This is a genomic window from Neptuniibacter sp. QD34_54 (genome assembly GCF_047778055.1).
Lineage (GTDB): Bacteria > Pseudomonadota > Gammaproteobacteria > Pseudomonadales > Balneatricaceae > Neptuniibacter.
On sequence record NZ_CP180546.1, the window covers coordinates 2292772 to 2317676 of the forward strand.

The window sequence follows — 24905 nt, forward strand, 5'->3', positions numbered from 1 at the left end:
TCACTTAGAAAATATCAGGTTGCAAATAGTAGCAGATAGAAGGCCACTAAGTCAGTCAACTATGACAGGAAAAAAGGCCCTATTTTTGATTTTGGCAATTCAAATTCATCAGGATACTTAGCATCGACGAAATAAAGACCATAAGGAGGAGCTGTTACACCACCCTGACGGCGATCCTTAGCATCCAAAACCTCTTTTGCCCATATAGGATCAGCCTCACCGCAACCAACGCTCATCAATACCCCGGCAAAGTTTCGAATCATATGATGCAAAAACGCATTGGCTCGCACATCTAGAACAATCAGTTGACCACTGTGATAAACATCTAGCTGCTTCACCGTACGAACCGGACTGTGCGCTTGACAGCCTACCGCACGATAGGAGGTAAAGTCATGCTCACCAATGAGATAGTTTGCTGCTTCCTGCATCCGCTCTACATCCATCTGCTTGTATGTCCAGGTAATACCTTTTGGCAAAATCGCAGGCTTTACCGGATTACAGTAGATAAGATATCTATAACGTCGCTCTACAGCAGAAAAACGTGCATGAAACTCATCCGATACAGGTACAGCCCACTGGATAGCAATATCATCGGGTAGATTGGTATTCGTACCTAAAACCCAAGCACGGTCCTCTCTTTGTACAGGACTATCAAAATGAATAATTTGATAGGTTGCGTTTACCCGCGCATCAGTTCTACCTGCACAGATAACCGATACAGGTGCATTCGCAATTTTTGAAAGCGCTTTTTCCACTTCCTCTTGAATGCTTGGCACATCACCCTCTTTCTGAATCTGCCAACCACGATACGCGGCACCAGAGTATTCAACACAAAGGGCATAACGATAAGAAGGGGCGATAGAAATCGCCCCTTCTGGTGAACTGTTAAGTTCAGTACAACTTTTTTCTGACATACTACTTTTCGTTAATGGATTTTATCAACGCTTCAGCTTCTTTCTTCTGGTCATCAGTGCCTTCTACAGCAATTTCTTCCAGAATATCTTTAGCGCCTTCGAGGTCTTCCATATCCATATAGGCACGAGCCAGATCAAGCTTAGTTTCAACTTCATCTGCTCCCTCTAACAGGTTTAACCCTGCCAGCTCGTCAAAATCTTCATCCACTGAGGCATCCTCTTCTTCTACAGCACTCTCTTCCAGTACTATATCACCCTCTTCACTATTAAGTAGCGCATCCAATTCAGAATCTAAATCAGCTTCCAGATCATCAGAGATAGATGATTCCAAATCATCATCCTCTAATACAACCTCTTCCTCTGAAGAAGCGGTGGTCGCAGCAGCCCCACCAACAGCAGCATCGGTTAGATCTAAATCGGATCCCAAATCATCCAGCATTGCATCTAGATCATCGGCTGCCGCATCGGATGGTGCTTCTTCTGATTGCTGCTCTTCAAGCTCACCGATCTCTAGATCAGGAGCTATTTCCTGATCCATACTGTCATCGACTTCAGCAAGCAACGCATCAAAGTCTTCATCTGATTCTAGCGATTCTGTGTCCAATTCATCCTGAGCTTCAAGCTGACCTGGAAGAGAAATATCACCTGGATCTGGATTCTCAGCAAGCATTGCTTCCAATGCTTCGTCCGTAACATCTTCTTCTGCAGACTCTTGTTCAGAATCTTCGACAGCCTCTTCTAGATTCCCCATGTCTAAATCTTCAGCTAGAAGAGCTTCTAAGTCATCAGTAGCATCAGATTGCACCGCCTCAACAGACGCTTCTGTCAACGGCTCTTCTTCTACTTCTGCTAATAGATCATCAAGGTCGTCTATTTCTGGCTCTACATCTGTTTGTTCAGCAGCATCTGTCAGTTCTTGGATATCTTCATCGGATACGGAATCAAGCAAGTCATCCAAACCTGATTCGTCAAGCTCTTCAGGAACCGTATCTACTTCCATATCAGAAGCCAGATCCGCTTCTAGGTCGGGACCTTCTGCTTCAAGCTCAGCAACATCTTCCGCAGTTACAAGATCCGGCATCTCATCAACAACAAAATCCAAGTCTGCATCATCGTTTTCAAGCGCTTCAGTCACTGACTCTTCGGCAACTTCATCAACCTTTTCATCAGCTACACTATCAAGGTCAAACTCTAGATCAGTATCATCAAGACCTAAATCGATTTCTTCCTCATCAACCCCTTCTGCTGAATCAGATTCTAGAGCTGCGTCAAGATCAGTCTCATCAATTATAGGCTCAGCATCTTCGACCTCACCTAAAATATCATCCAGCGCATCGGGCTCATCAGCGTCCGCCACTTCCAGCTGCTCATCAGTTTCAACAATATCTGACGGCTCTTCCAGAATGGCATCTAGCTCATCAGCTTCAGACTCTGCTGATGCCTCTTCCGCTTCCTCAACTTCGTCGTCATCTAGACCTAAGTCAAATTCATCATCTTCCAGCAGCGAATCAAGCTCATCTGGATCATCAGTTTCTACTGCCTGAAGGACATCACCCGTTGCATCCTCTTCAAGATCCAAATCCATATCCATATCTAGATCCAGATCGTCCAAATCTTCCAGATCATCGGTATCCGTAAGATCCAAATCTGCATCATCTAACAGATCATCGTCTGCACCTAAATCCAGATCTTCAGCAGCAACATCATCTTCTGCTTCACTGACTTCAGCATCAGCTTCTGAGGCTTCTTCAGGCACCTCTGCTGCATCAACCTCTTCAGGAGTTTCTAGATCCTCAGGCACTTGAACTAATGCATTTTCTTCTTCTACGGTCTCTTCATCTTTTTTACCGCGACGAAGGAAGAAGAATAAACCACCCAATAACGCTATAAGCGCAGCGCCAATACCACCTAGCATTGCCGGTGATTGCAAAATAGTGTCTAAGAAACTTTTTTCTGGCGGTGGTGGAGGCGGAGTAGCCGCCTTTTCTGCAGCTTCAACTTTATTCTGTAACGTAGCTAGTTCTTTATCTTTCAGCTCTAGCATTTCACGCAATTTGGCTAATTCATACTGAATAGAATCCAGCTTTTCATTTAGCTCTGCATTATCACGGGTAATTTTATCTACGTTTTCAAGAGACTGACTCAGCCTATCTTCAAGCTCCTGATTACGCGCGAGCAATTCTTGCTTCTCAGCATCCACATCACCTTCAGGCTTAGTTTCAGCAGACTCATCCTGCATGTCATTTTCTTGGTCTTGCGGCTTATCACCTTCAGCCTTGTCAGACTGATCCGTCATTGCTCCTTTTTCAGGTTCAATGGAATCTTTTGGCGTAACAATCTTAAGTTCTGCAGACTTATCATCTTCAGGCGCTGGTTTAGGCTCCTCCTCTACAGCTTTAGTAACCGGCTTCTTTTTAGAAGCCTCTACAGGCGCAGAGCTTGTCTTACCTTTATTTTTCCATTCGGACGTCTGACGCACCACTTCAAGTGCAGCATCTTTGGAGTTAAGACGATTAATTTCTTCTCTAGTAGGCAGATCCAAAACAACACCCGCCCTTAGCGCGTTGATGTTGCCATTTACAAATGCATGAGGATTCTTTTTCTGCAAAGCGATCATCATCTTCTTTGCAGAGACGCTTGCACTCGGTCTGTGCTTAATAGCAATGGACCATAGAGTATCCTTTACATCGACATACACTTGAGAAGCATTCGTGCTTATTGATCTTGAACTATCGTTCGTCACCTGCATAGACTTTGACTTTACAGCCGATGAGGTCTCTACAGGGGTGGTAGAAGGCTGAACAGTCTTACGGACAGGTGTTGGATCATAGACGGGAGGATCAAGCAACAAAGTATATTCACGAACCAAACGCCCACTTGGCCAATTCACTTCCACCAAAAAGTTAAGAAAAGGCTCTTTCACAGGTCGATCTGACCGCATAGTGATTAAGCCTGAGCCATCAGGATTAACTTTCACCTGAAAGCTAACATCGGTTAGAAAGCGTGATTTTTCCAAACCAGCCAAAGCGAATTCGTCAATATTCGCCATTCTTGGCTGTATCTGTAATGGGCCTAGCTTCCTCACTTCAAGTAGTTGAATTTCCGCATTTAACGGCTCATTCAATGCTGAGTGAATTTTAATTTCGCCCAATCCCAGCGCATTTGCGTTGGAGGCACTTATAATCCCTGCTACAGCAAGGCTGACGGCGAGTTTTCGCAACATCATCAGTTTCCTTGTTCCCCTACCCTCAAAACTCTGAGTAATTCAGAGGGTTGCGATTCTGAAATCCTTCCACAGTATTGTTTATAAACCGCTTACGGGTCAAGGAAATACAAACAACTGTTTGTATTTCCTCTTAAAAAATCGATCTAAATATACTGTTGGATCAAAATCTCAGCTATTTGAATGCTATTTAGAGCAGCTCCTTTACGCACATTATCGGCAACCACCCATAAATTTATAGCATTTTCACAGGAAATATCTTCGCGAATACGACTAATGAACACCTCATCGTTTTTAGCCGCATCTGTTACAGCAGTCGCGTAACCACCCTCTTCCTGATCATCAACCACCTCTACACCAGCAGAATGACCCAATAGCTCTCGCACTTCTTCAGCACTAATTGGATCCCAGCACTCGATATGCACTGCTGCACTATGACCAAAGAAAACCGGTACACGAACGCAAGTTGGGTTGACCATGACACCTTCATCACCAAGGATTTTCTGTGTCTCCCAAACCATTTTCATCTCTTCGCGGGTATAACCATTATCTTGCAACGCATCGATCTGTGGTAACACATTAAACGCAATCTGCTTAGGGTAGACCTTACTCTCAGGCGTTTGCGCATTTAGTAGCCTAGCAGTCTGACCAGCCAACTCTTCCACGCCACTCTTACCGCTACCAGATACCGCCTGATAAGTTGCAACATTGATACGCTTAACGGAAGCATGACGATGAATTGGAGCAACCGCTAAAAGCATCTGTATTGTGGAACAGTTAGGATTTGCAATAATCCCTCTATTCGGATATTCGGCTACAGCTTCAGGATTTACTTCTGGCACTACTAACGGCACATCATAGTCATAACGAAAACATGATGTGTTATCTATAACGATACAGCCCTGATCTGCAGCCATCTGTGCATACTCTTCTGAGACTGCAGCTCCAGCAGTAAAAAAGGCAATCTGAGCCTGAGAAAAATCAAAATCTTCTATCGCTTCGACTTTATAGTTCTTGTCATTGAACTGAATCTGCTTTCCGGCACTGTTTTCACTTGCTACCAAATACAGATTCTCTACAGGAAATTCACGCTGCTCTAGAATTTCTAGAATTGCTTCACCAACCATGCCTGTTGCGCCAACAACAGCAATATTAAAACCTTGACTCATTTTCGTTTCCCCAAAAGCAAACCAGCCCGAACTAAGTCGGGCTGGTCAATATTCTTAATTAAAGACTGATTTATTAGTCTTCTAACAGAATTCTCAGCATACGGCGCAGCGGTTCAGCCGCACCCCATAATAGCTGGTCACCAACGCTAAACGCGTTTAGATATTCGTCCCCTAGGTTCATCTTACGAAGACGACCTACAGGAACATTCAATGTGCCTGTAATTTTAGCTGGTGTAAGTTCCTGAGCAGTAATATCACGCTCGTTAGGAATAACTTTAACCCAGTCATTTGCTTCTGCCAGCATTGACTCGATCTCATCCATTGGAACATTTTGCTTCAGCTTAATCGTGAATGCCTGGCTATGACAACGCATCGCGCCAATACGCACACAAGTACCATCAATTGGAATTGGGCTTTCACCCAAACCTAGAATTTTGTTAGTTTCAGCAAACGCTTTCCACTCTTCACGGCTTTGGCCATTATCCAGTTTAGTATCGATCCAAGGGATCAAAGAACCCGCAAGCGGTACACCGAAGTTATCTACAGGCATTGCATCGCTGCGAATAGTTTCTGCAACTTGACGATCAATATCCAAGATAGCAGATGCTGGGTTAGCAAGATCTGTAGCAACAGACTCTTTGATGATACCCATCTGAGAGATCAGCTCACGCATGTGACGTGCACCGCCACCGGATGCAGCCTGGTATGTCATGGAGGTCATCCACTCGATCTGACCCGCATTGAACAGACCACCCAACCCCATCAACATCAGTGAAACTGTGCAGTTACCACCTACGAAAGTTTTGATGCCGTTAGACAGACCGTCTTTGATCACATTCATGTTTACTGGATCAAGCACGATGATCGCACTGTCATCCATACGTAGAGAAGATGCAGCATCGATCCAGTAACCTTCCCAACCAGCAGCACGCAGATCAGCGTAAACCTGTTTCGTGTAGTCACCGCCCTGACAGGAAATAATGGCATCCATCTGTTTTAGATCTTCAATAGATGTCGCATCTTTCAGTGCTGGAATGTCTTTACCAATATCCGGACCAGCCTGACCTACCTGGGATGTGGTGAAGAAGACCGGTTCTTCGATATGATCGAAATCACGTTCTTCCATCATGCGTTGCATAAGCACGGAACCCACCATTCCACGCCAGCCAACAAAACCTACACGTTTCATTAAATTCACCAAATAATCAAATATAAACAACAAAGCCGGTACCGCCATCGATACCAGCTTTCGTATACTCCGAACGCATCAGAGTTGCTCAATTATGCATTATTTCTGCATTTGAGACTATCGTAATCTACCGAGACATCAGTAGATTACGACTATTTTTCTAATATTTATCGCAGAGCAGCAACCACTGCATCACCCATCTCAGAAGTAGACACTTTAGTCATACCTTCTGACATGATGTCAGCTGTACGTAGATTCTGATCTAGAACTTTACTTACTGCCGCTTCGATACGATCTGCGGCTTCACCAGCATCTAGAGAATAACGCAGCATCATTGCAGCAGACAAAATAGTCGCCAATGGGTTTGCAAGGCCTTGACCTGCAATATCAGGCGCAGAACCGTGGCACGGTTCATACATACCTTTACCATTTTCATCTAGAGACGCAGACGGCAACATACCGATAGAACCCGTCAACATTGCAGCAGCATCAGACAAGATATCGCCGAACATGTTCCCTGTTACTACAACATCAAACTGTTTAGGCGCACGTACCAACTGCATAGCCGCGTTATCTACGTACATGTGGCTTAGTTCAACTTCTGGATATTCTTTTGCCAGATCATCCATAATTTCACGCCATAGCACAGTTACTTCTAGCACGTTAGCTTTGTCTACAGAACATAGACGCTTGTCACGAGCCATCGCAGCTTCAAATGCAACACGACCAATACGACGGATCTCATTCTCATCGTAAACGTAAGTGTTATAGCCTTCGCGAACACCACCCTCTTTTTCACGGATACCACGCGGCTGACCGAAGTAGATACCACCCGTCAATTCACGAACGATCAAAATATCCAAACCAGATACAACTTCTGGCTTTAAGGTAGATGCGTGAGCAAGCTGAGGGTAAAGAATTGCTGGGCGCAAGTTACCAAATAGCTCTAGCTGAGAACGGATACCCAATAGACCTTTTTCTGGACGAATCTGGAAATCAGGGTTTGTATCCCACTTAGGACCACCCACTGCACCCAACAAAATCGCATCAGACGCTTTTGCAGCTTTTAGAGTTGCTTCTGGCAGAGGTACGCCAGCAGCATCAATGGCAGCACCACCTACGTCAGCTTCGCTGAACTCAAGACCTAGATTATCTTGCTCGTTAACCAATTCCAAAACGCGGCGCGCTTCTGTAACAATCTCAGGACCGATGCCGTCACCCGGCAAAATCAATACATTTTTAGACATTCTTATAACCTTCCCGATTGCCTCATACAGAGGCTTTTATCTAATTCTTAAATTCGATTACTTGATTGCGTCAAACAACCAAGGTGCAGATTGACGACGTTTCTCTTCGTAAGCCTTAATATCATCCGCATGCTGCAATGTAAGACCGATATCGTCCAAACCATTAAGCAAGCAGTGCTTACGGAAATCATCAATTTCAAAAGCCATCTCTTCACCAGAAGGCGTCTTAACAACCTGATTCTCAAGATCAACCGTTAGCTCGTAACCTTCAGATGCTGCGACTTCTTTAAATAACTGATCAACCTGTTCTTCACTTAAGATGATTGGCAACAAACCATTCTTAAAGCAGTTGTTATAAAAAATTTCAGCAAAGCTTGGCGCGATAACAGAGCGGATACCAAAATCATCTAAAGCCCAAGGCGCGTGCTCACGACTAGAACCACAACCGAAGTTTTCGCGTGCTAGTAGAACGCTTGTGCCTTTGTACCGCGGCAAGTTCAAAACGAACTCTTCATTTAATGGACGACCCGTACATTCTTGGTCTGGCTGACCTTCATCCAGATAGCGCAGTTCATCAAACAAGTTCTTACCGAAACCAGAACGCTTGATGGATTTCAAAAACTGCTTTGGAATAATCATATCGGTATCAACATTGGCACGATCCAATGGAGCTGCGATACCTGTGTGCAAAGTAAATTTGTTCATGTCGCTCTCCTGATACCTTACTTAATCAACTCACGTACATCGATAAAGTGACCTGTTACTGCAGCAGCTGCAGCCATAGCAGGACTTACCAGATGAGTACGACCACCGAAACCCTGACGGCCTTCGAAGTTACGGTTAGAAGTAGATGCACAGTGCTCACCATTACCCAATTTATCTGGATTCATTGCCAAGCACATAGAGCAACCAGGCTCACGCCATTCTAGACCTGCAGCAGTAAAGATCTTATCCAAGCCTTCTTTCTCAGCTTGCTCTTTTACCAAACCAGATCCCGGTACAACCAATGCTTGAATGATGTTGTCAGCCACTTTACGACCTTCAACCACTTTCGCAGCGTCACGTAGATCCTCAATACGGGAATTTGTACAAGAACCGATGAATACACGATCAAGTTTGATATCAGTAATATTCTGATCAGCATTCAAACCCATATATTCAAGTGCACGATTGATACCATCAATCTTAACCTGATCCGTTTCGTTAGCTGGGTTAGGTACTTGTGCAGATACACCAACAACCATCTCTGGAGATGTACCCCAAGTCACCTGAGGTTCAATATCAGCGCCGTCAATAACAACCACTTCGTCGAACTCAGCATCATCGTCAGACACTAGATCTTTCCATGCTACTACTGCCATATCCCACTGCTCACCTTTAGGCGCAAATGGACGACCTTCAACGTAATCCAGCGTAATCTGATCAACAGAAACCAAACCAACACGAGCGCCTGCTTCAATTGCCATGTTGCAAACAGTCATACGGCCTTCCATAGACATGTTACGGAAAACATCGCCACCAAACTCGATCGCATAACCCGTACCGCCTGCAGTACCGATCACACCAATCACATGCAACACAACATCTTTCGGCGTTACACCAAGGCCTAGGTCACCATCAACGCGCACAAGCATGTTTTTCATTTTCTTAGTGATCAGGCACTGAGTTGCCAACACATGCTCAACTTCAGATGTACCAACACCATGTGCAAGCGCACCTAGAGCACCCAGCGTTGCTGTATGAGAATCACCACAAACAGCTGTCACACCAGGAAGAATTGCACCCTGTTCTGGCGCCATTACGTGAACGATACCTTGACGCTGATCGTTCATCTTAAATTCTAAAATACCAAACTCATCACAGTTGCTATCCAGCGTTTTTACCTGAATTTTAGAAACAGGATCAACGATCTCATCAACGCCACCAGAACGTTCCGTTGTTGGCACATTGTGATCCGGGGTCGCGATGTTTGCATCGATACGCCATGGCTGACGACCAGCCATACGAAGACCTTCAAAAGCCTGCGGAGAAGTTACTTCGTGCAGAACCTGACGGTCGATATAAATCAAAGAACTGCCGTCATCATTTGTACGAACCAAATGTGATTCGAACAACTTGTCATATAACGTTTTACCAGCCATGGAAGCTCACCTCACTTTATTCTTTTCATTCGCTCAACACTTCCAAAACTGCTGAGCCAACTAATTTATGCAGCAATCCTAGTGCACACTTAACTACAACACAAATTCATATTTTTTATGCTTTAGATTCCAAATAGGAATACAATAAAGATTCGGAAGGTTACTGTATTAAAGAAAGAGTTACAGGAAAGAAATTTATGGATACCAATACACTGCAAGCATTCTTGGCTGTAGCTGCTACAGGTTCATTTTCAAAGGCTGCAGACCAACTCTTTCTAACCCAATCTGCCATAAGTAAGCGCGTGGCATTATTAGAAGATCAGTTAAATAGCAAACTATTTGATCGGATTGGCCGCACCGTGACAATGACGGAAGCAGGTACCGCCCTATTACCTAGAGCTAAAGATATCTTGCTGCAGCTGGATGATGCGAAAAGGCTAATTAGCAATCTAAACGCGGGCGAGATCACTGGTAATTTCAAACTAGCAGCAAGCCACCACATTAGCTTGCACAGACTTCCACCTCTATTGAAGCAATACGCAGAAGCCTGCCCAAAAGTAGAGCTCGATCTTGAATTTGCCGAATCAGAGATCGCTTATGAGGGCGTCCTTAAAGGCGACCTAGAACTCGCTTTAATCACTTTGTCGCCTGAGCCCGATGTTTCTATTCATTCGGAGATTATCTGGGATGATGTACTTAGATATGTCGTAGCGAAAGATCACCCTTTAGCAGGATGCAATACGATCAGTCTTGAGCAGCTCAATCAGGTCAACGCAATTTTGCCCGGCAGCAATACATTTACTCGAAGCCTAGTAGAAAAACTATTCCAGCAGCACTCACTCGAACTGAATGTAAGCATGTCGACAAACTACCTCGATACAATTCGAATGATGGTCAGCATTGGCCTCGGCTGGAGCCTCTTGCCCGATAGTTTAGTAAATGATGATTTATGTGTCCTTGATGTAACAGATTCAGAACCCGTTCATCGAAATCTTGGGATTATCTACCACCGCAATCGCACCTTATCGAACGCCGCAAACTATTTAGTAGAAATGCTTAGGAATGAGCGATAAGCGGATGTAAGCAAAAGCCAGTTGTAATAAGATAGTTTTCATCGAGTAAAAATCGGAGAGTTGGCTGATGGAAAATAACGGCTTATCAATCGAAGCCTTGTTAGATGCCCAGAAAGAGTATTGGAAAAAAATCACTTCCGGTGCAGAAATGCCTCAACCACAGGAATGGGCGGAGCTTTTTAGCAAAAGCCAAGAAACGCTCAAACAAGAAGCGCCTGAGCAATTTGCTCAAATGCTCGACATCCTCGGCGCTCAATCTAAGAATTTTACTCAATACGGCGAAGAGCTATTAAACCAGTACCGCAACGGTGGAGAACAACACCTCAATCAAGCAGTACATGAGTTTCAGAAGTACATGCAAAAGCAGACTGCCGATGCACTGATGCAACAATGGCAGCTGCCAGAACAGTTCGCTTCTTTATTTAAGACCCACAGCTTTCGCGACGACCTTCTCTTCGAAAACCCATTTTCCAGTGGCATGAAGAGCCTTTTAGAAACTCCTATCATTGGTACAAACCGCGAAACTCAGCAACAAATACGAGAAGCGACAAAGCTAACCATTGAATATCAAGAAGCACTGCAAGAGTATATTGAGCATTACAGTTCTATCAATCAGAACGCATCAACACAGATGCTTAATAAGCTGACGGATGCGGGTGATGAGGTATCAACACTGCAACAACTTCATGATATCTGGGTAGATGCCTATGAATCAGCGTACTCAGACACAGTTTTCACCGACGATTACCAACGCTCTCATGGCCGCATTAGTAATGCATTAATGCAGATGCGGAAGTTTGCTCAAGATGTTCGAGATGTGCATTTTCAATCGGTGGGTTTAGCGACTAGAAAAGGCCTAGACACAGCCTTACAGAGACAGCATCAGCTACGCAAAGAAATGCGTGTTAATCGCCGAGAAATGCTTGCAATGCAGCAAGAGATAACGGCATTAAAAGAACAAGCAACTACCGACCTGATCTCCGAACTGAAGAAAGAGATCTCAGCTCTTAAGAAAGAAGTCACCGCTTTGAAAAAACAAGCTAAGGGGACTAAATGATGAACGGCTTTAATCTTGACCCTAGTGTTGTCTCTCAGGAACTTTTTGAATTTAATCGCAAGCTTCTCAAAAGCTACAATACGCTTTCGCAGCTAAAAGAAGTTGATGTCGACTCCACGCCTTATGACGTAATTTATACAGAAGATAAACTTCGTTTACGCTACTACCAAAGCCAGGGTGAGAAGCGTTGCTCTACCCCACTATTGATCTGTTATGCACTGGTTAATCGCCCTTACATGATTGACCTAGAAGCCAAACGCTCAATGCTTCAGCGTCTATTAGAGCTGGGGTTAGATGTTTACCTAATCGATTGGGGCTATCCAGATGCTGCTGATCGCTATCTTGATCTTGATGATTACATCAATGAGTACCTCAATAACTGTGTAGCAGCTACATGCGAACACGCAGGCTCCGATCAAACTAACCTTCTAGGCATATGCCAAGGCGGCACATTTAGCCTGTGCTATACAGCTTTAAATCCAGAGAAGATCAAAAACTTGATCACTATGGTGACACCGGTCGATTTTCAGACCGAAGATAACCTTCTCTATCATTTAGCAAAATATGTTGACGCTGATCTAGCCGTTGAAACCTATGGCAATATTCCAGGCAGCATGCTGAATGATTCCTATAATTCGTTAATGCCGATGCGTTTAGGCGTACAGAAAAACTTGGGTATGCCTAACCAGTTAGAAAATCGTGAAAGCGCCCTAAGCTTTTTACGAATGGAAAAGTGGATTTACGATAGCCCTGATCAAGCAGGCGAGGCCTTCCGCCAATTTATTACTCAGTTTTTTCAGCAAAACAAGTTGATAAAAGGTGAAGCGATGATCGGCGATAAACAAGTCAACCTAGGCAACATCAAGCAACCAGTCCTCAATGTATTTGGCAGCTTCGATCATTTAGTACCACCTAAAGCCTCTACAGCATTAGCCGAGCATGTAAAAACCAATGATTACACAGAGCTGGAAGTAAAAGGTGGGCACATCGGTGTTTTCGTTTCTGGGAAATCACAAACCCAAGTAGCACCTGCTATCGTAGATTGGCTATCAGAACGGGACTAATCCCCCGTTCTCTCCTATTCCCCACTTTTTTGCCTGTATTAGTAATTTTCACCTCATTAAGCGTGATTTTTTTCTTTCTCAGAGTGAATTTGTCGACTAAAATCCGCGTCAAAATATAGTAGTCCTCACTTGGAGCTAACCACCTTGGCGACTAATGACAAAATTAAGCTACAGGGCTTTAACAATCTAACTAAAAGTTTAAGCTTCTGTATCTATGACGTCTGCTATGCACAAACACCTGAGCAAAAAGCGGAATACATCGAGTACATCGATGAACAATATAGTGCCGACCGTTTAACTGAAATTTTAAGCGAATGTTGTGACATTATTGGTGCAAATATATTAAATGTTGCACGACAAGATTATGACCCTCAAGGGGCTAGCGTTACGATTCTAGTCGCCGAAGAACCGATTAAAGATTCAGAATCCGTAGATACCACAGAAAAGCCAGGCCCTATGCCGGATTCGGTTGTAGCTCACTTAGATAAGAGTCATATCTGCGTGCACACTTATCCAGAAGCGCATCCAGATGATGGAATCTGTACTTTCCGTGCAGATATCGAAGTGTCGACTTGCGGCATTATCTCGCCTCTAAAAGCACTGAACTATCTGATTCACCGTCTGGAATCGGATATCGTGACGGTAGATTATCGTGTCCGTGGATTTACTCGAGACATTCATGGCATCAAGCACTATATCGACCATGATATTAACTCTATTCAGAATTTCTTCACGTCCGATATTCATGATCATTATCAGATGCTTGATGTGAATGTTTATCAGGAAAATATCTTTCACACTAAGATGATGTTGAAAGATGTAGATTTGAATACTTATCTCTTTGGTACTACAAAAGAGGAGCTTCCAGAAGCGGAAGTTCAACAGATCACCGAGCGGTTATCTAAAGAGATGAATGAAATTTTTTATGGCCGTAATATGCCAGATATGAAGTAAAGTCTCTGATATAAAAAAGGCCGCTTAGCGGCCTTTTTTATTACTGATCTTTTTTAGGGTCTGATTCTGATGAATGCTGCTGATGCTCTGGGCCTTCACCCGGCTTGAACATTCCCCACATCTGCATATTTTGATCCGCGATGCGGTTCATCATAGTGAGCGGGTTCGCTGCGCCCATCATCGTCTGCATCTGATCTCGAATTCGATCCTGATGCTCAAGGAAAGAAGCAATACTCTGCTCAAGGTATTGACTCATCATACCCTGCATACTGTCACCATAAAAACGGATCAATTGTTGCAGTACCTGATTTGTCAATAGAGTGCCATGTCCTTGCGCTTCTTGCTCACTAATGATCTGCAATAGAATATTTCTTGTCAGATCATTTCCAGTTTTAGAATCTTCAACTTTAAAGGCTTCACCATTGAGTACCAATTGCTTTACATCATCTAACGTGACGTAACAGCTGCGCGAGGTATCGTACAAACGGCGATTTGTATATTTTCTTAGAATACGCAATGTACTTTTCTCTCTCGTATCATTCCCTTGGTTTAACTGATCACTTCACCTTGATCAGTCTTTTTTATTATCAGAGCTACCATAGCCCGAGGTCATAAGACCCATCATTATTTTTTGCAGTGCTTCCATAGAACCGAGGCCACTGTTTAGGTAAGGTTTGAACAACGTCAATGGATCATACCCTTCCGCACCAGCATCCATCTGTTCAGTGATCTTATCCATCATATCTTGCTGAAATTTCTGCACATCTGGTAAACCCAGAACTTTACGCAGTTCTTCCGGCGACATATCAATATCGATTTTGAACTTCACACCCCGACTCCTTAAGCAAGCAGAATAATACCCTAATCCTATAGTAAAACTTCGGCGGTGCAAAATTTTCAAATCAATACTTTTGCTGCGCTTTTCCACGAAAATAGTTTTTAATTGTCGGAAGTTAGAAACCTAAAGCCTCAGAGCAAATAAAAAATAAGCCAGATTTATCTTAAGCAAGGACACCACAAAACACTGACACTCCACTTAAACGTTATTGCTACAGTTTAGCAGCCCCCGTGGATTGCGGTCTTGAAAGGCTTTCTAGAGATAGGCCAATACTTACAGACAGCAAGACTAAAGATTGGTCAAAGGCTTGGACTCATTGTGTTTCCAAAATAATTTGCAATAAATCGTTTATATTGAGCACTCATGCACAGAGATACCTAAGCCTAAAGAATAATAAGGAGTCAGTGATATAAATCCCTTAACAAATTAGGAATTTTTCCTAATTGGCTATCCTCTATTATCAAAGTATCATTGTGCGCATAATCAGGGCGATTAATATACGCCCACAAAGCCTACCTATGGATGTAAACAGGCTTTATCAATCTCTTATTACAAGGAATGTATTAGATGTCTCGTAGTCCTCTAAAGCTAATTAAAGATCTCGATAATTTTAAGTTTGTTTACTACTGGGCTTGTCCAGATCAAGGAAAAGTAAGCCCAAGCCTCCCTACTCTTCTCCATGCTGGAGAATGGATCATCGAACATAATTCTACTAGTTACAAAGGTAATGAAAGACGCAAATCCATGGTCGACAGGCGCAAAAAAAATACCGCTGCGACCACTGCTGAAATGGAACTGGTTTACTCTAGACGTTTGAACCCAGAAGGGCGTCGTGTAACCGACAAAGTGCCTGTAGTAGATCTTGATCTAACGCCTGAAAAGTTTAACGAAATGAAACAAGACATTCTAAACTAGCCCCATAAAAACAATTAAGAATCATTATCTTATAACTAGGCGAAGAAAATATTAAAACATTCATACCTTTGTAGGATTTTTTAAATAATTGCATTACCTTTCTATAGTACATAAGCACTTTTTGCCCGCTATAGAGTTGCTTTGAGACTACATGAGCATATAGTTATGTAGAATTTAAGGCTCCTTGCCTGAGATAACTCAAAGCATTTACTTTGGCCCAGCCATTGAGGTAGTTCGCATGCCATCATTTTTTCGACACGCGTCGATTGTTAATCAACTAGCCATTATTGTTTTATTAATTGTATTTGCCGTATTTACGGCTTTGTCTATGTTTGTCAATCACGAAGTAGACAAAGGCTTCATAAAAAATGTCGAGCATTCACTTGATCAACAAGTCGATCAATTAGCTAAAAACATCGACTTTTTTAATCAGACATTACAACTGCAAACAAATCAGATTGCCGATGTTTTTATCCAGATGTTTCCTGGTGATATGCTTATCGACGATCTAAATCAGGTTAAAGTTGGTAAATTTACAGTTCCGACACTTCTCCATGACTACGAAACAGTCACACAGAATTTTTCCAAACCTGATCAATTCACAAGTATGACAGGTGGTACCGCGACCATCTTTATGCGCGTAGAAGATGATTTTTTACGTGTTAGCACGTCCCTACGCAAAACAGACGGTAGCCGAGCTTTCGGTACAATGCTTGGTAAAAAGCACCCTGGTTATCAAAAGCTAATAAATGGCGAAGAATATAGTGGCCCAGCGCATCTATTTGGCCGTGACTACATGACCAAATATATTCCATTCAAAGATACTCAAGGTAAGGTCATCGGTATTCTATACGTAGGCTTTGATTACACTGAGCGACTAGCAGCCTTACAAAAAACAATCTCCGATCTAAAAATTGGTGAAACTGGTTTTGCTTACATCGTCAATCTGAAACAAGGCGCTCAATTTGGTCAGTTGCTTTTACACCCTTTCGCTAAAGGCAAAAATCTTACTGAGGTATCGGAAAGCGGCAACAGCTTGCTTGATACAATTAGCAGCAACGACCACGGATTCACTCATATTTCCTTTACCCATGAGGATGGTGACATCAAAGACAAGTTGATTGCTTATTCTCAGGTTTCCAGCTTCAACTGGGCTATCGTTGCAGGAGCTGCAACTGAAGAATTTCTGACTGAAAGTGAGAAGCTTCGCCTTGAGATGATTGTTCTCTCTGTTCTTTGCGCGCTTCTAATTGCTGGGCTTTTATTCATTACATTGAGAATAAAATTACAGCCAATCGATACCATCTGTAATTATATGCAGGCTATTGGCCAAGGCGACTTAACTACTCATATTGATACCGATATGGGTGACAGTGATGAGACTCACAACGAGATACACAAATTAAGTCGAAGTGCCAAGAAGACAATTGCTGGTTTACGCAAAGTAACAGGCGAATTGAATACAACCATGAATACTATTCAAAACCATCTGGGTACAGTTTCGTCTGGTATTGATCGTTTGAATGTTGATATCAACCGCCAGCAACAAGAAACAGAGATGGTTGCAGCAGCAATTTCAGAGATGACCTCTACTTCTGAAGAAGTTGCTCGTAATGCCGCCGCCACAGCGGAACAAACACAGCGTGCAAACAACGAAGCAGATCATGGCGATAATCTAGTACAAGAAGTTGTTGAATCTATTCAGGGCATATCCTCTGAGGTTAATGAACTGACAAACATGATCGAACAGGTTGAAAATAACAGTAATGCCATTGGCACCGTTATGGATGTAATCCAAAACATTGCTGAACAAACCAACCTACTAGCGCTCAATGCCGCCATTGAAGCAGCACGCGCAGGTGAAGCAGGTCGAGGGTTCTCCGTTGTTGCTGATGAAGTTCGAAATCTAGCTCAACAAACAGCTTCATCAACAACAGAGATCAGAGAGATGATCGAGCGCCTACAAGGTAATACTCGAAGTGCTGTTGATCGTATGGAAAAAAGCAATAACAAAGTCCAGAACAGCGTCGATATGACCAGTCAAGCCGGCCAAGCACTAACTTCCATTACGGATTCTGTTGCGAATATCTCTGATGCTAGCGCTCAAATTGCCTCTGCGGCAGAAGAGCAAACTTCTGTGAGTGAAGACATTAGTCGTAACGTTGAAAGTATTAGTAGTATCGCTCAAGAGACAGCTAACTCTAGTCAGCAAATGAATTCAGCAATCAATGAATTAGGAAATGCAGGACAAGAACTGAAACGCGTAATCGCATTGTTCAAGGTTTAATTGTTTCGAATCAACAAAAAGGGAGCTAAAATTAGCTCCCTTTTTTATTTTCACAATCAATTATTCCCAGCGCACTTCAGAAGTAAACATGTACCCCGCCCCATAAACTGTTTTGATAAACGCGGGCTGTTGAGGATCTTCTTCTATTTTTTTACGTAACCTCGACATTCTCACATCAATACTACGATCATAGGGAACACAGTTTTCGCCTAATAGCTGATCCCGCGAAAGTATTTGGAAGGGATGCTTTAACAACGCTAGCAACATATCACCCTCAGCCCGGCTTAAAGATTCAGCGGGCTTATGTGCATGCTTTAAACTCAACGAATCAGGTTGGTAGACCCATTGCCCAAAGCGAGCTTTGGTTGGCGTATCTATCACCAAGTTTTTCTTTTTACGAATACGACGCAGTAAACTCTGAACACGAGCTACAAGTTCTCTTGGCTCAAATGGCTTAGTGATATAGTCATCAGCACCAAACTCTAACCCTAAAATCCTATCAGTCAGCCCATCACGACCTGAAACAATGATAACCCCTACCTCATCTTCATCAAGCTTCTTAACTAACTCCATACCATCCATATCGGGCAGGTTAAGATCCACAATGCAGATATCTGGTTTCGCCCAGCCTATCTCAACAAGAGCCGCTTCACCGTTTGTGAAAGGTTTAGCTTGGTAACGAAAGCCCTGTAGGGTCGTGCAAATGAGTTGGCCTAGATCCACTTCGTCTTCAATTACATAGATCAACGGGGTGCTGACATCTGTCATCATCTGCTCTCCTGATTATGTTCTTTTAGGCAAGGCACTATTTTTCTTTCTAAGGTTTCAGCATCGAAAGGTTTTTGAATCAAGCTATATTCAAACTCGAGCTTGGATGGCTGTTCACTGTAACCTGTCATAATTACAACAAATGCCCTAGGGAAAATCATATTCACTGCTGTCGCAACATCATAACCCGTCGCAGCTCCCGGCATCACAACATCACTTACAACACCAGCCAAATCCGATAAACCTGTCAGCATAGCTAAGGCCTCATCACCACTAGTCGCTTCAACTACGGAAAAGCCCATCGACCTTAATTGCCCACGAACCAACTGACGCACATCGGCATCGTCCTCAACTAATAAGATAAGAGAACTTTCAGTGATCTCCGCCCGATCGATTCCCTCAACTGTTTTTGTGGTTTGGGTTGCCTGCGGACTCTGTTGCTCCATCGCACCTAACAACAGATCAATTCTCGCGCCTACTTGACCATGATGGTAATGAGCGCGATTTTGAATTCTGAAATAACCCTTAGATTGTTTTACAAACCCGTAAACCATACTCAAACCTAAGCCTGATCCTGCACCGGTGCCTTTGGTAGTAAAAAATGGCTCACAAGCCTTATCTAAGGCTTCATCACTAAAACCTTCACCCGTATCTATCACGCTAAGTAATACATACTCGCCTGAAACCACCTCTTCGTCCCACGAAGCTTGCTGAACTTCTCTGCTATCTGAACTAACCGCGGATACCATTAAGCACAACTCCCCACCCTTAGGCATTGCATCAGCCGAATTAAGCGCTAAATTTACCAAGGCATCTTCCATTTGAGCGCTATCAACATAGACAGCAGGCAGGTTTGGTTTAATTTGAGTTCTTAGCTGAATATTTTCGGGCAGAGGCGCAGCCAATAGACCGACTAAATCGTTGATAAGCTGTTCAGGTTGCACATAGCTAGGCTTAAGCGGCTGACGTCGTGAGAACGCTAACAAACGTTTCGTCATATCCGCCCCTCTTCGAGTCGCTCTTACCGCTGGGGTGAGATGCTGCTGCAGATGCTTAGGTAGATCGTGTTTTCCTTGCAGCTCGAGAAGATTGCCCAGAATGATCGTAAGTAGGTTATTGAAGTCATGGGCTAGACCACCCGACATCTGCCCAACCGCTTTCATCTTGCTCGCCTCAGCCATACGCTGTTCTACTTCACGCTCATGCGTAATATCGATAGAGAGAGTTAACATCCCTTCGACTTCTTTGCGTACGTTATAAAATGGCAGCACAGTACGACGAGTTAAAATATCTTTACCGTGATCATTAAGCCGATATTCGTACACCGGCGTCTCACCCTGCATCGCTTTGGCAATATACGGCTGCAGAGCCTGATTCATATCTTCGCCGACTACGTCTTCAAAAGTTTTACCAACAATCCCCTCTTTGGTTTGATCAAACATCTCTCGGTACTGACGGTTTGCAAACACATAACGTAGTTGGTTATCGAGGTAAGCCACCTGAGCTGGTAGTGCATCTAGAATCAAACGCTGTCGAGTCTCGACTGCACGCAATTCGTCTTGCGTAGTTTGCAGGGAGTTAACTGCTTCTAATAAACGACTATTCGATTCTGATAACTCTTTGGTGCGTTCATTCACGCGGCTATTCAGGTTGTTAATATTTCCCCGTAAGCGATCGACCATGTAGTCGAATGATTCAGCCAAGATACCAAGCTCATCATTTCGAGAGATACCTGTTTTCGCAGATAGATCACCACGGCTGATTTTATACGCCGTCTGCGAAAGAGATTTAATGGGAGAAGTTAACCACTCGGCAAAGATAAATACCGCAACAATAGACGCCAACAGACCAAAAAAGCCCATTGCCATAATGCGCTGACTGATTTGTACCGAGCTTGCTTTTAAGTCGTCCAGATACACCGACGAGCTTATATACCAATCAAACCCTGATAAGTGTCTTACCAACGATAGCTTTTCGTATTCATAATGCCCTGGATCATCGGGTCTATCCCATTTGTAATACAGCTCTTTACCAGTATCTGACACTGCCATCAGATCTTGATAGATAGGCAGCCCTGTTACTGGATTTAACTGCGTTTTAAAGTTGATCCCATGAATATTTCGGTTGGGATGAAAGAGCATATTCCCTTGCGAATCAAAGACGTAAAGATAGCCATTCTGCGCAATTTTAATATCTTTAAGCGCTCGGTTTATCTCTGCTATCGCTCGCTCTTTTTGCGCAGCAACCTCGCGCTGAATATCGTCGATATAAACCCCAGCCCCCATCACAAAGCCCCATTCTGGGTAATGTTTTACATAGGAATATTTATCGATTGCTTCGGTTTCATTAAGACGGTTCCATTTGTACTTATAAAAGCCAGTACCGTCGGTTAAAGCGAGAGAGAGAATCCCTGGAATAATCAGATTGCCATCAGCATCTTTTACATCTGACATATTTTGCTGATAGTAAGCATCATCCGGGTGAGAAATCAGGTTAGCGTCATAATCTGAGATCCAAATATAATCGCCATTACCAAATTGAAACTTGCGAAGGTCTGTAAATACCTTCTCCCATATTTCCGCGTCGCTTAAACCACTTTGCCTACCATCACGCAGCGCAAGATGAATATGGTTTTCGGCTATATCAAGAACAGAGCCCAAACGCTGTTCATGAGATTTAAGGGTGTTATCTACGTAACGTTCCGTCCCTGCATACATTCGATTAGCAAGATCATAAACAATGTTCAAAACCTGGCGGTTGGAATTCAATTCAAGATTGAAAACATTCTGTTTAATCAAAGGAACGGTAAAGAAATAAATTGCGGCAAAAATGCTACCGATTAGCGCTAATAGCATTAAGAACAAGCGAATAGTAATAGGTGAACGGCGATACATCGAATCTACTATCTCGTTGATGTTACAAACACAACTCTCCCCTCCATGAGAGATAACTGCTTCATACAACAGTATTTCTTTATATCGAATGTAACACAAACCGGAATTACAACGGCGACTTGTTACATTTCGTTAGATTACAAAAATAGTTAAGCAAACTTTCTCCATTAATCTGGATGCCACATAAAAACAAAAATCGAGAATCACCTATCTGAAGCGGTAGCAGAAAAGGTCATTCAAAGAAAAGAGTAGCGCCACGATGACTCAGCCTAATCAAGACTTCATTCTGGAAACTCGGGATCTGACCAAAGCCTTTAAAGGCTTTACTGCGGTTGATGATGTCAATCTAAAGATTCAACGAGGACACATTCACGCCCTTATCGGCCCTAATGGCGCTGGTAAGACCACCGTATTCAATTTACTGACCAAATTTTTGCAACCAACGAACGGTCAGATCTTGTTTAACAATGAAGATATCACCTCGATGCAATCTGCAGCGATAGCACGCAAAGGGGTTGTCCGTTCTTTTCAAATCTCTGCTGTTTTTCCGCACTTAACGGTTCTAGAAAACGTTCGTATTGCCCTGCAGCGCAAAGAAGGCAATAGCTTTCACTTTTGGCGTTCTGAAAAAATTCTCAACCATTTAAATGCGCGCGCTTTAGAGCTTCTCGAATCTGTAGGTTTAGAGAGTTTTGCCAACAGCGTTACCGTTGACCTGCCTTATGGCCGCAAGCGTGCTCTAGAGATCGCAACCACACTGGCCTTAGAGCCTGAATTGATGCTGCTTGATGAGCCGACACAAGGCATGGGGCACGAAGATGTCGATGTAGTGACCGACCTAATCAAAAAAGTCTCTGCCAACCGCACCATTTTGATGGTTGAACACAACTTACATGTGGTTTCCAAACTTGCAGATCGCATCACCGTGCTACAACGAGGCGCCATCTTAACCGAGGGTGATTACGACACTGTTTCCGCAGACCCACGTGTCCGTGAAGCTTATATGGGCACTGCAGCCGAAGAAGTTGAAGCTGAACAAGCAAAACAAGAAGCGGAGGCTGTGGTATGAATCAGGCCGTTAACTTACAGACCAAACACGAAGCTGTTCATGGTAATCAGCGCGAAAAGCTTCGTATTAATAATCTACACGCCTTTTATGGCGAGTCACATATTCTGCATGGCATCGACCTAACAGTAAACCAAGGTGAATTAGTAACCCTATTGGGCCGTAACGGTTCAGGTCGCTCTACCACCCTCAAAGCCATCATGAACATGGTCGGCAAACGTACCGGCAACATTGTGGTCAATGGCGAAGAAACTATGTCCCTGCCAGCACATAAGATTGCCCGTTTAGGCCTAGGTTTTTGCCCGGAAGAGCGCGGCATTTTCTCCAGCCTTAATGTTGAAGAAAACCTCATGCTGCCACCTCAAGTACGTTCTGACGGCATGAGTGTGGAAGAGATCTACGAAATATTCCCAAACCTTTACGAACGCAAAGCCAGTCAAGGCACACGTTTATCTGGTGGTGAGCAACAGATGCTTGCCCTAGGAAGAATTTTGCGTACTGGCGCAAACATCCTATTGCTGGATGAAATTACTGAGGGCCTCGCCCCCGTCATTGTGCAGAAACTGGGCGAGGTTCTTAGTCTCCTCAAAGAGAGAGGATTAACCATTCTGCTAGTCGAGCAAAACTTCCGCTTTGCAGCGCCTATTGCTGACCGCCACTACGTGATGGAGCACGGCCACATCGTTGAAGAAGTTCATGCTCATGAACTCGAAGCTAAAACAGATTTATTAAATACCTACCTCGGTGTTTAAGCCTTTAAAGAATAAAAACAACATAGATACGGCCTTTGAGTAGAAGGTACGGCAACTGGAGCGAGTCAATGAAGACATTTAAAAAATCACTAATCTCAGCAGTTATCACAGGCGCAATGGCTACAACAGTTTCAGGTGCTACACTGGCAGAATCTGACGGCAAAATTAAGCTGGGCATTTTGGCAGATATGGGTGGCACATATGCCGACATTTGTGGTCAAGGTTGTGTAACCGCAGCAGAGATGGCGATTGAAGATTTTGGTGGTAAGGCACTTGGACAAGAGATCGAACTAGTTACAGCTGACTCGCAGCTAAAACCAGATATAGCCTCTTCTATTGCGCGTAAGTGGGTAGAAGCTGAAGACGTTGATGCAATCGGTGGCTTAGTTTCTTCTGCGGTATCTGGCGCAGTATCAAAAGTTAACCTGAATGCTAAAAAGCTAACACTGATCTCTGGCTCAGCATCCAACACTTTCACAACCAAGAGCTGTAACCCTTACAACGTTCACTGGACTTACAACGTTGTTGCCCTAGCAAACGGCACTGTAAAGCCAATGGTTCAAGCGGGTAAGAAGAAATGGTTCTTCATCACAGCTGACTACAGTTTTGGTCACGCCCTAGAAGGTGTTGCATCCAAGGTCATCAAAGAAAACGGTGGTGAAGTTGTTGGCACTATTCGTGCGCCACTAGGCACAACAGACTTCTCCTCTTATGTTCTTCAGGCTCAGGCTTCTGGTGCGGATGTAGTTGCACTAGCGAATGCTGGTAACGACACAGTAAACGCACTTAAAACAGCCACTGAATTTGGTCTAACTCAAGAGATGGATGTTGCTGGCCTATTGGTATTTACACCAAACGCTCAAGCGATGGATGCAGATGTTGCTGGCGGTATGCGCTTAACGTCTGGATTCTACTGGGACATGGATGAGAAAACACGTCAGTGGAGTCAACGTTTTGAAGAGCGTCACGGCGCTATTCCAAGCATGATTCACGCAGGTGTTTACTCGGTAACAACTCACTATCTAAATGCAGTAAAAGCGGTAGGCAGCGATAACGCAGAAGCGATCGCTAAGAAGATGAAAGAGACAAAACCTGAAGACTTCTTCGCACGTAATGCAACTCTACGTCCAGACGGCCGTATGGTACACGACATGCTGTATGTAGAGATTAAGAAAGCAGCCGAGCGTAAAGATCAAAACGACATCTACAAAGTACTGAAGGTTATTCCAGCAGATGAGGCTTACAGCCCAATGCTACCTCAGTGCAACTTCTCATAAGAAAAATGCGTGGTGGCAAATGCTATTTGGCTTTGCCACCACACCTGCTTCATACATTCCTCTGGGATGACTACAGG

At 43.7% G+C, this 24905-nt stretch carries 20 protein-coding genes; 9 read left to right on the forward strand and 11 right to left on the reverse strand.

The window, feature by feature from the left end; translation table 11 throughout:
* Positions 1-59: 59 nt before the first annotated feature.
* The 7 genes from truA to leuC form a co-directional block, all read right to left on the reverse strand.
* A complete protein-coding gene (gene truA / locus ACMXYP_RS10440) occupies positions 60-914 on the reverse strand; it encodes a tRNA pseudouridine(38-40) synthase TruA (RefSeq protein ID WP_415881582.1) in 855 nt (284 codons plus the stop codon).
* A 1-nt stretch (position 915) separates the two neighbouring features.
* A complete protein-coding gene (locus tag ACMXYP_RS10445) occupies positions 916-4140 on the reverse strand; it encodes a FimV/HubP family polar landmark protein (RefSeq protein WP_415881583.1) in 3225 nt (1074 codons plus the stop codon).
* A 143-nt stretch (positions 4141-4283) separates the two neighbouring features.
* The gene (locus ACMXYP_RS10450; protein ID WP_415881584.1) at positions 4284-5306 is read right to left on the reverse strand and encodes an aspartate-semialdehyde dehydrogenase; all 1023 of its coding nucleotides are present in this window, start codon (positions 5304-5306) and stop codon (positions 4284-4286) included.
* A gap of 73 nt (positions 5307-5379) precedes the next feature.
* Positions 5380-6495 (reverse strand): aspartate-semialdehyde dehydrogenase, encoded by a 1116-nt coding sequence (gene asd, locus ACMXYP_RS10455; protein ID WP_415881585.1) that lies wholly within the window; start codon positions 6493-6495, stop codon positions 5380-5382.
* Positions 6496-6662: 167 nt separating this feature from the next.
* Positions 6663-7742: a 3-isopropylmalate dehydrogenase gene (gene leuB / locus ACMXYP_RS10460; protein ID WP_415881586.1), complete on the reverse strand. Its 1080-nt coding sequence runs from the start codon at positions 7740-7742 to the stop codon at positions 6663-6665.
* Between the two features lie 57 nt (positions 7743-7799).
* Positions 7800-8447 carry a 3-isopropylmalate dehydratase small subunit gene (gene leuD, locus ACMXYP_RS10465; protein WP_415881587.1) on the reverse strand — a complete coding sequence of 216 codons (648 nt, stop codon included), beginning with the start codon at positions 8445-8447 and terminating at the stop codon, positions 7800-7802.
* Between the two features lie 17 nt (positions 8448-8464).
* Entirely contained in the window at positions 8465-9883 is a 1419-nt protein-coding gene (gene leuC, locus ACMXYP_RS10470) for a 3-isopropylmalate dehydratase large subunit (RefSeq protein ID WP_415881588.1), read from the reverse strand.
* 197 nt (positions 9884-10080) lie between these two features.
* On the opposite strand from leuC, the gene ACMXYP_RS10475 reads away from it, so the two are divergent.
* From ACMXYP_RS10475 to speD, 4 genes are all read left to right on the forward strand, one after another.
* Positions 10081-10956, forward strand: a complete 876-nt coding sequence (locus tag ACMXYP_RS10475) for a LysR family transcriptional regulator (RefSeq protein WP_415881589.1) — start codon at positions 10081-10083, stop codon at positions 10954-10956.
* 67 nt (positions 10957-11023) lie between these two features.
* Positions 11024-12013 carry a poly(R)-hydroxyalkanoic acid synthase subunit PhaE gene (locus ACMXYP_RS10480; RefSeq protein WP_415881590.1) on the forward strand — a complete coding sequence of 330 codons (990 nt, stop codon included), beginning with the start codon at positions 11024-11026 and terminating at the stop codon, positions 12011-12013.
* Positions 12010-13077: a class III poly(R)-hydroxyalkanoic acid synthase subunit PhaC gene (phaC, locus tag ACMXYP_RS10485; protein ID WP_415881591.1), complete on the forward strand. Its 1068-nt coding sequence runs from the start codon at positions 12010-12012 to the stop codon at positions 13075-13077. The genes ACMXYP_RS10480 and phaC overlap by 4 nt, the downstream gene beginning before the upstream one ends.
* Before the next feature lie 144 nt (positions 13078-13221).
* Positions 13222-14031, forward strand: a complete 810-nt coding sequence (speD, locus tag ACMXYP_RS10490) for an adenosylmethionine decarboxylase (RefSeq protein ID WP_415881592.1) — start codon at positions 13222-13224, stop codon at positions 14029-14031.
* A 40-nt stretch (positions 14032-14071) separates the two neighbouring features.
* Here the strand turns inward: speD and phaR are convergent, their stop codons facing one another.
* Positions 14072-14548 (reverse strand): polyhydroxyalkanoate synthesis repressor PhaR, encoded by a 477-nt coding sequence (gene phaR, locus ACMXYP_RS10495; protein WP_415881593.1) that lies wholly within the window; start codon positions 14546-14548, stop codon positions 14072-14074.
* Positions 14549-14602: 54 nt separating this feature from the next.
* A complete protein-coding gene (locus tag ACMXYP_RS10500) occupies positions 14603-14860 on the reverse strand; it encodes a DUF6489 family protein (RefSeq protein ID WP_415881594.1) in 258 nt (85 codons plus the stop codon).
* A 576-nt stretch (positions 14861-15436) separates the two neighbouring features.
* Between ACMXYP_RS10500 and ACMXYP_RS10505 the strand changes: the two genes are divergently transcribed.
* The gene (locus ACMXYP_RS10505; RefSeq protein WP_415881595.1) at positions 15437-15784 is read left to right on the forward strand and encodes a hypothetical protein; all 348 of its coding nucleotides are present in this window, start codon (positions 15437-15439) and stop codon (positions 15782-15784) included.
* 238 nt (positions 15785-16022) lie between these two features.
* Complete coding sequence (locus tag ACMXYP_RS10510; protein ID WP_415881596.1) at positions 16023-18071, forward strand: methyl-accepting chemotaxis protein; 2049 nt, start codon at positions 16023-16025, stop codon at positions 18069-18071.
* Positions 18072-18131: 60 nt separating this feature from the next.
* Here the strand turns inward: ACMXYP_RS10510 and ACMXYP_RS10515 are convergent, their stop codons facing one another.
* Together ACMXYP_RS10515 and ACMXYP_RS10520 are read right to left on the reverse strand one after the other, a co-directional pair.
* Complete coding sequence (locus ACMXYP_RS10515; RefSeq protein ID WP_415881597.1) at positions 18132-18842, reverse strand: response regulator transcription factor; 711 nt, start codon at positions 18840-18842, stop codon at positions 18132-18134.
* The gene (locus tag ACMXYP_RS10520; protein ID WP_415881598.1) at positions 18839-21802 is read right to left on the reverse strand and encodes a cache domain-containing protein; all 2964 of its coding nucleotides are present in this window, start codon (positions 21800-21802) and stop codon (positions 18839-18841) included. Before ACMXYP_RS10520 ends, ACMXYP_RS10515 begins: the two co-directional genes overlap by 4 nt.
* A 190-nt stretch (positions 21803-21992) precedes the next feature.
* Between ACMXYP_RS10520 and ACMXYP_RS10525 the strand changes: the two genes are divergently transcribed.
* The 3 genes from ACMXYP_RS10525 to ACMXYP_RS10535 all read left to right on the forward strand — a co-directional run bounded on the left by ACMXYP_RS10525 (position 21993) and on the right by ACMXYP_RS10535 (position 24828).
* Positions 21993-22802, forward strand: coding sequence for an ABC transporter ATP-binding protein (locus ACMXYP_RS10525; protein ID WP_415881599.1), 810 nt, complete (start codon positions 21993-21995; stop codon positions 22800-22802).
* The gene (locus tag ACMXYP_RS10530) at positions 22799-23551 is read left to right on the forward strand and encodes an ABC transporter ATP-binding protein (protein ID WP_415881600.1); all 753 of its coding nucleotides are present in this window, start codon (positions 22799-22801) and stop codon (positions 23549-23551) included. The genes ACMXYP_RS10525 and ACMXYP_RS10530 overlap by 4 nt, the downstream gene beginning before the upstream one ends.
* Positions 23552-23619: 68 nt before the next feature.
* Positions 23620-24828 carry an ABC transporter substrate-binding protein gene (locus tag ACMXYP_RS10535; RefSeq protein WP_415881601.1) on the forward strand — a complete coding sequence of 403 codons (1209 nt, stop codon included), beginning with the start codon at positions 23620-23622 and terminating at the stop codon, positions 24826-24828.
* Positions 24829-24905 lie beyond the last annotated feature (77 nt).

What these genes read in the sequence shown, in the direction of transcription:
- ACMXYP_RS10445 (WP_415881583.1), bottom strand. Translation starts at nt 4,140, where the DNA reads ATGATGTTGCGAAAACTCGCCGTCAGCCTTGCTGTAGCAGGGATTATA.
- ACMXYP_RS10450 (WP_415881584.1), bottom strand. Translation starts at nt 5,306, where the DNA reads ATGAGTCAAGGTTTTAATATTGCTGTTGTTGGCGCAACAGGCATGGTT.
- leuC (WP_415881588.1), bottom strand. Translation starts at nt 9,883, where the DNA reads ATGGCTGGTAAAACGTTATATGACAAGTTGTTCGAATCACATTTGGTT.
- leuB (WP_415881586.1), bottom strand. Translation starts at nt 7,742, where the DNA reads ATGTCTAAAAATGTATTGATTTTGCCGGGTGACGGCATCGGTCCTGAG.
- truA (WP_415881582.1), bottom strand. Translation starts at nt 914, where the DNA reads ATGTCAGAAAAAAGTTGTACTGAACTTAACAGTTCACCAGAAGGGGCG.
- ACMXYP_RS10525 (WP_415881599.1), top strand. Translation starts at nt 21,993, where the DNA reads ATGACTCAGCCTAATCAAGACTTCATTCTGGAAACTCGGGATCTGACC.
- ACMXYP_RS10480 (WP_415881590.1), top strand. Translation starts at nt 11,024, where the DNA reads ATGGAAAATAACGGCTTATCAATCGAAGCCTTGTTAGATGCCCAGAAA.
- ACMXYP_RS10515 (WP_415881597.1), bottom strand. Translation starts at nt 18,842, where the DNA reads ATGATGACAGATGTCAGCACCCCGTTGATCTATGTAATTGAAGACGAA.
- leuD (WP_415881587.1), bottom strand. Translation starts at nt 8,447, where the DNA reads ATGAACAAATTTACTTTGCACACAGGTATCGCAGCTCCATTGGATCGT.
- phaC (WP_415881591.1), top strand. Translation starts at nt 12,010, where the DNA reads ATGATGAACGGCTTTAATCTTGACCCTAGTGTTGTCTCTCAGGAACTT.
- asd (WP_415881585.1), bottom strand. Translation starts at nt 6,495, where the DNA reads ATGAAACGTGTAGGTTTTGTTGGCTGGCGTGGAATGGTGGGTTCCGTG.
- ACMXYP_RS10475 (WP_415881589.1), top strand. Translation starts at nt 10,081, where the DNA reads ATGGATACCAATACACTGCAAGCATTCTTGGCTGTAGCTGCTACAGGT.
- ACMXYP_RS10510 (WP_415881596.1), top strand. Translation starts at nt 16,023, where the DNA reads ATGCCATCATTTTTTCGACACGCGTCGATTGTTAATCAACTAGCCATT.
- ACMXYP_RS10535 (WP_415881601.1), top strand. Translation starts at nt 23,620, where the DNA reads ATGAAGACATTTAAAAAATCACTAATCTCAGCAGTTATCACAGGCGCA.
- ACMXYP_RS10530 (WP_415881600.1), top strand. Translation starts at nt 22,799, where the DNA reads ATGAATCAGGCCGTTAACTTACAGACCAAACACGAAGCTGTTCATGGT.
- ACMXYP_RS10505 (WP_415881595.1), top strand. Translation starts at nt 15,437, where the DNA reads ATGTCTCGTAGTCCTCTAAAGCTAATTAAAGATCTCGATAATTTTAAG.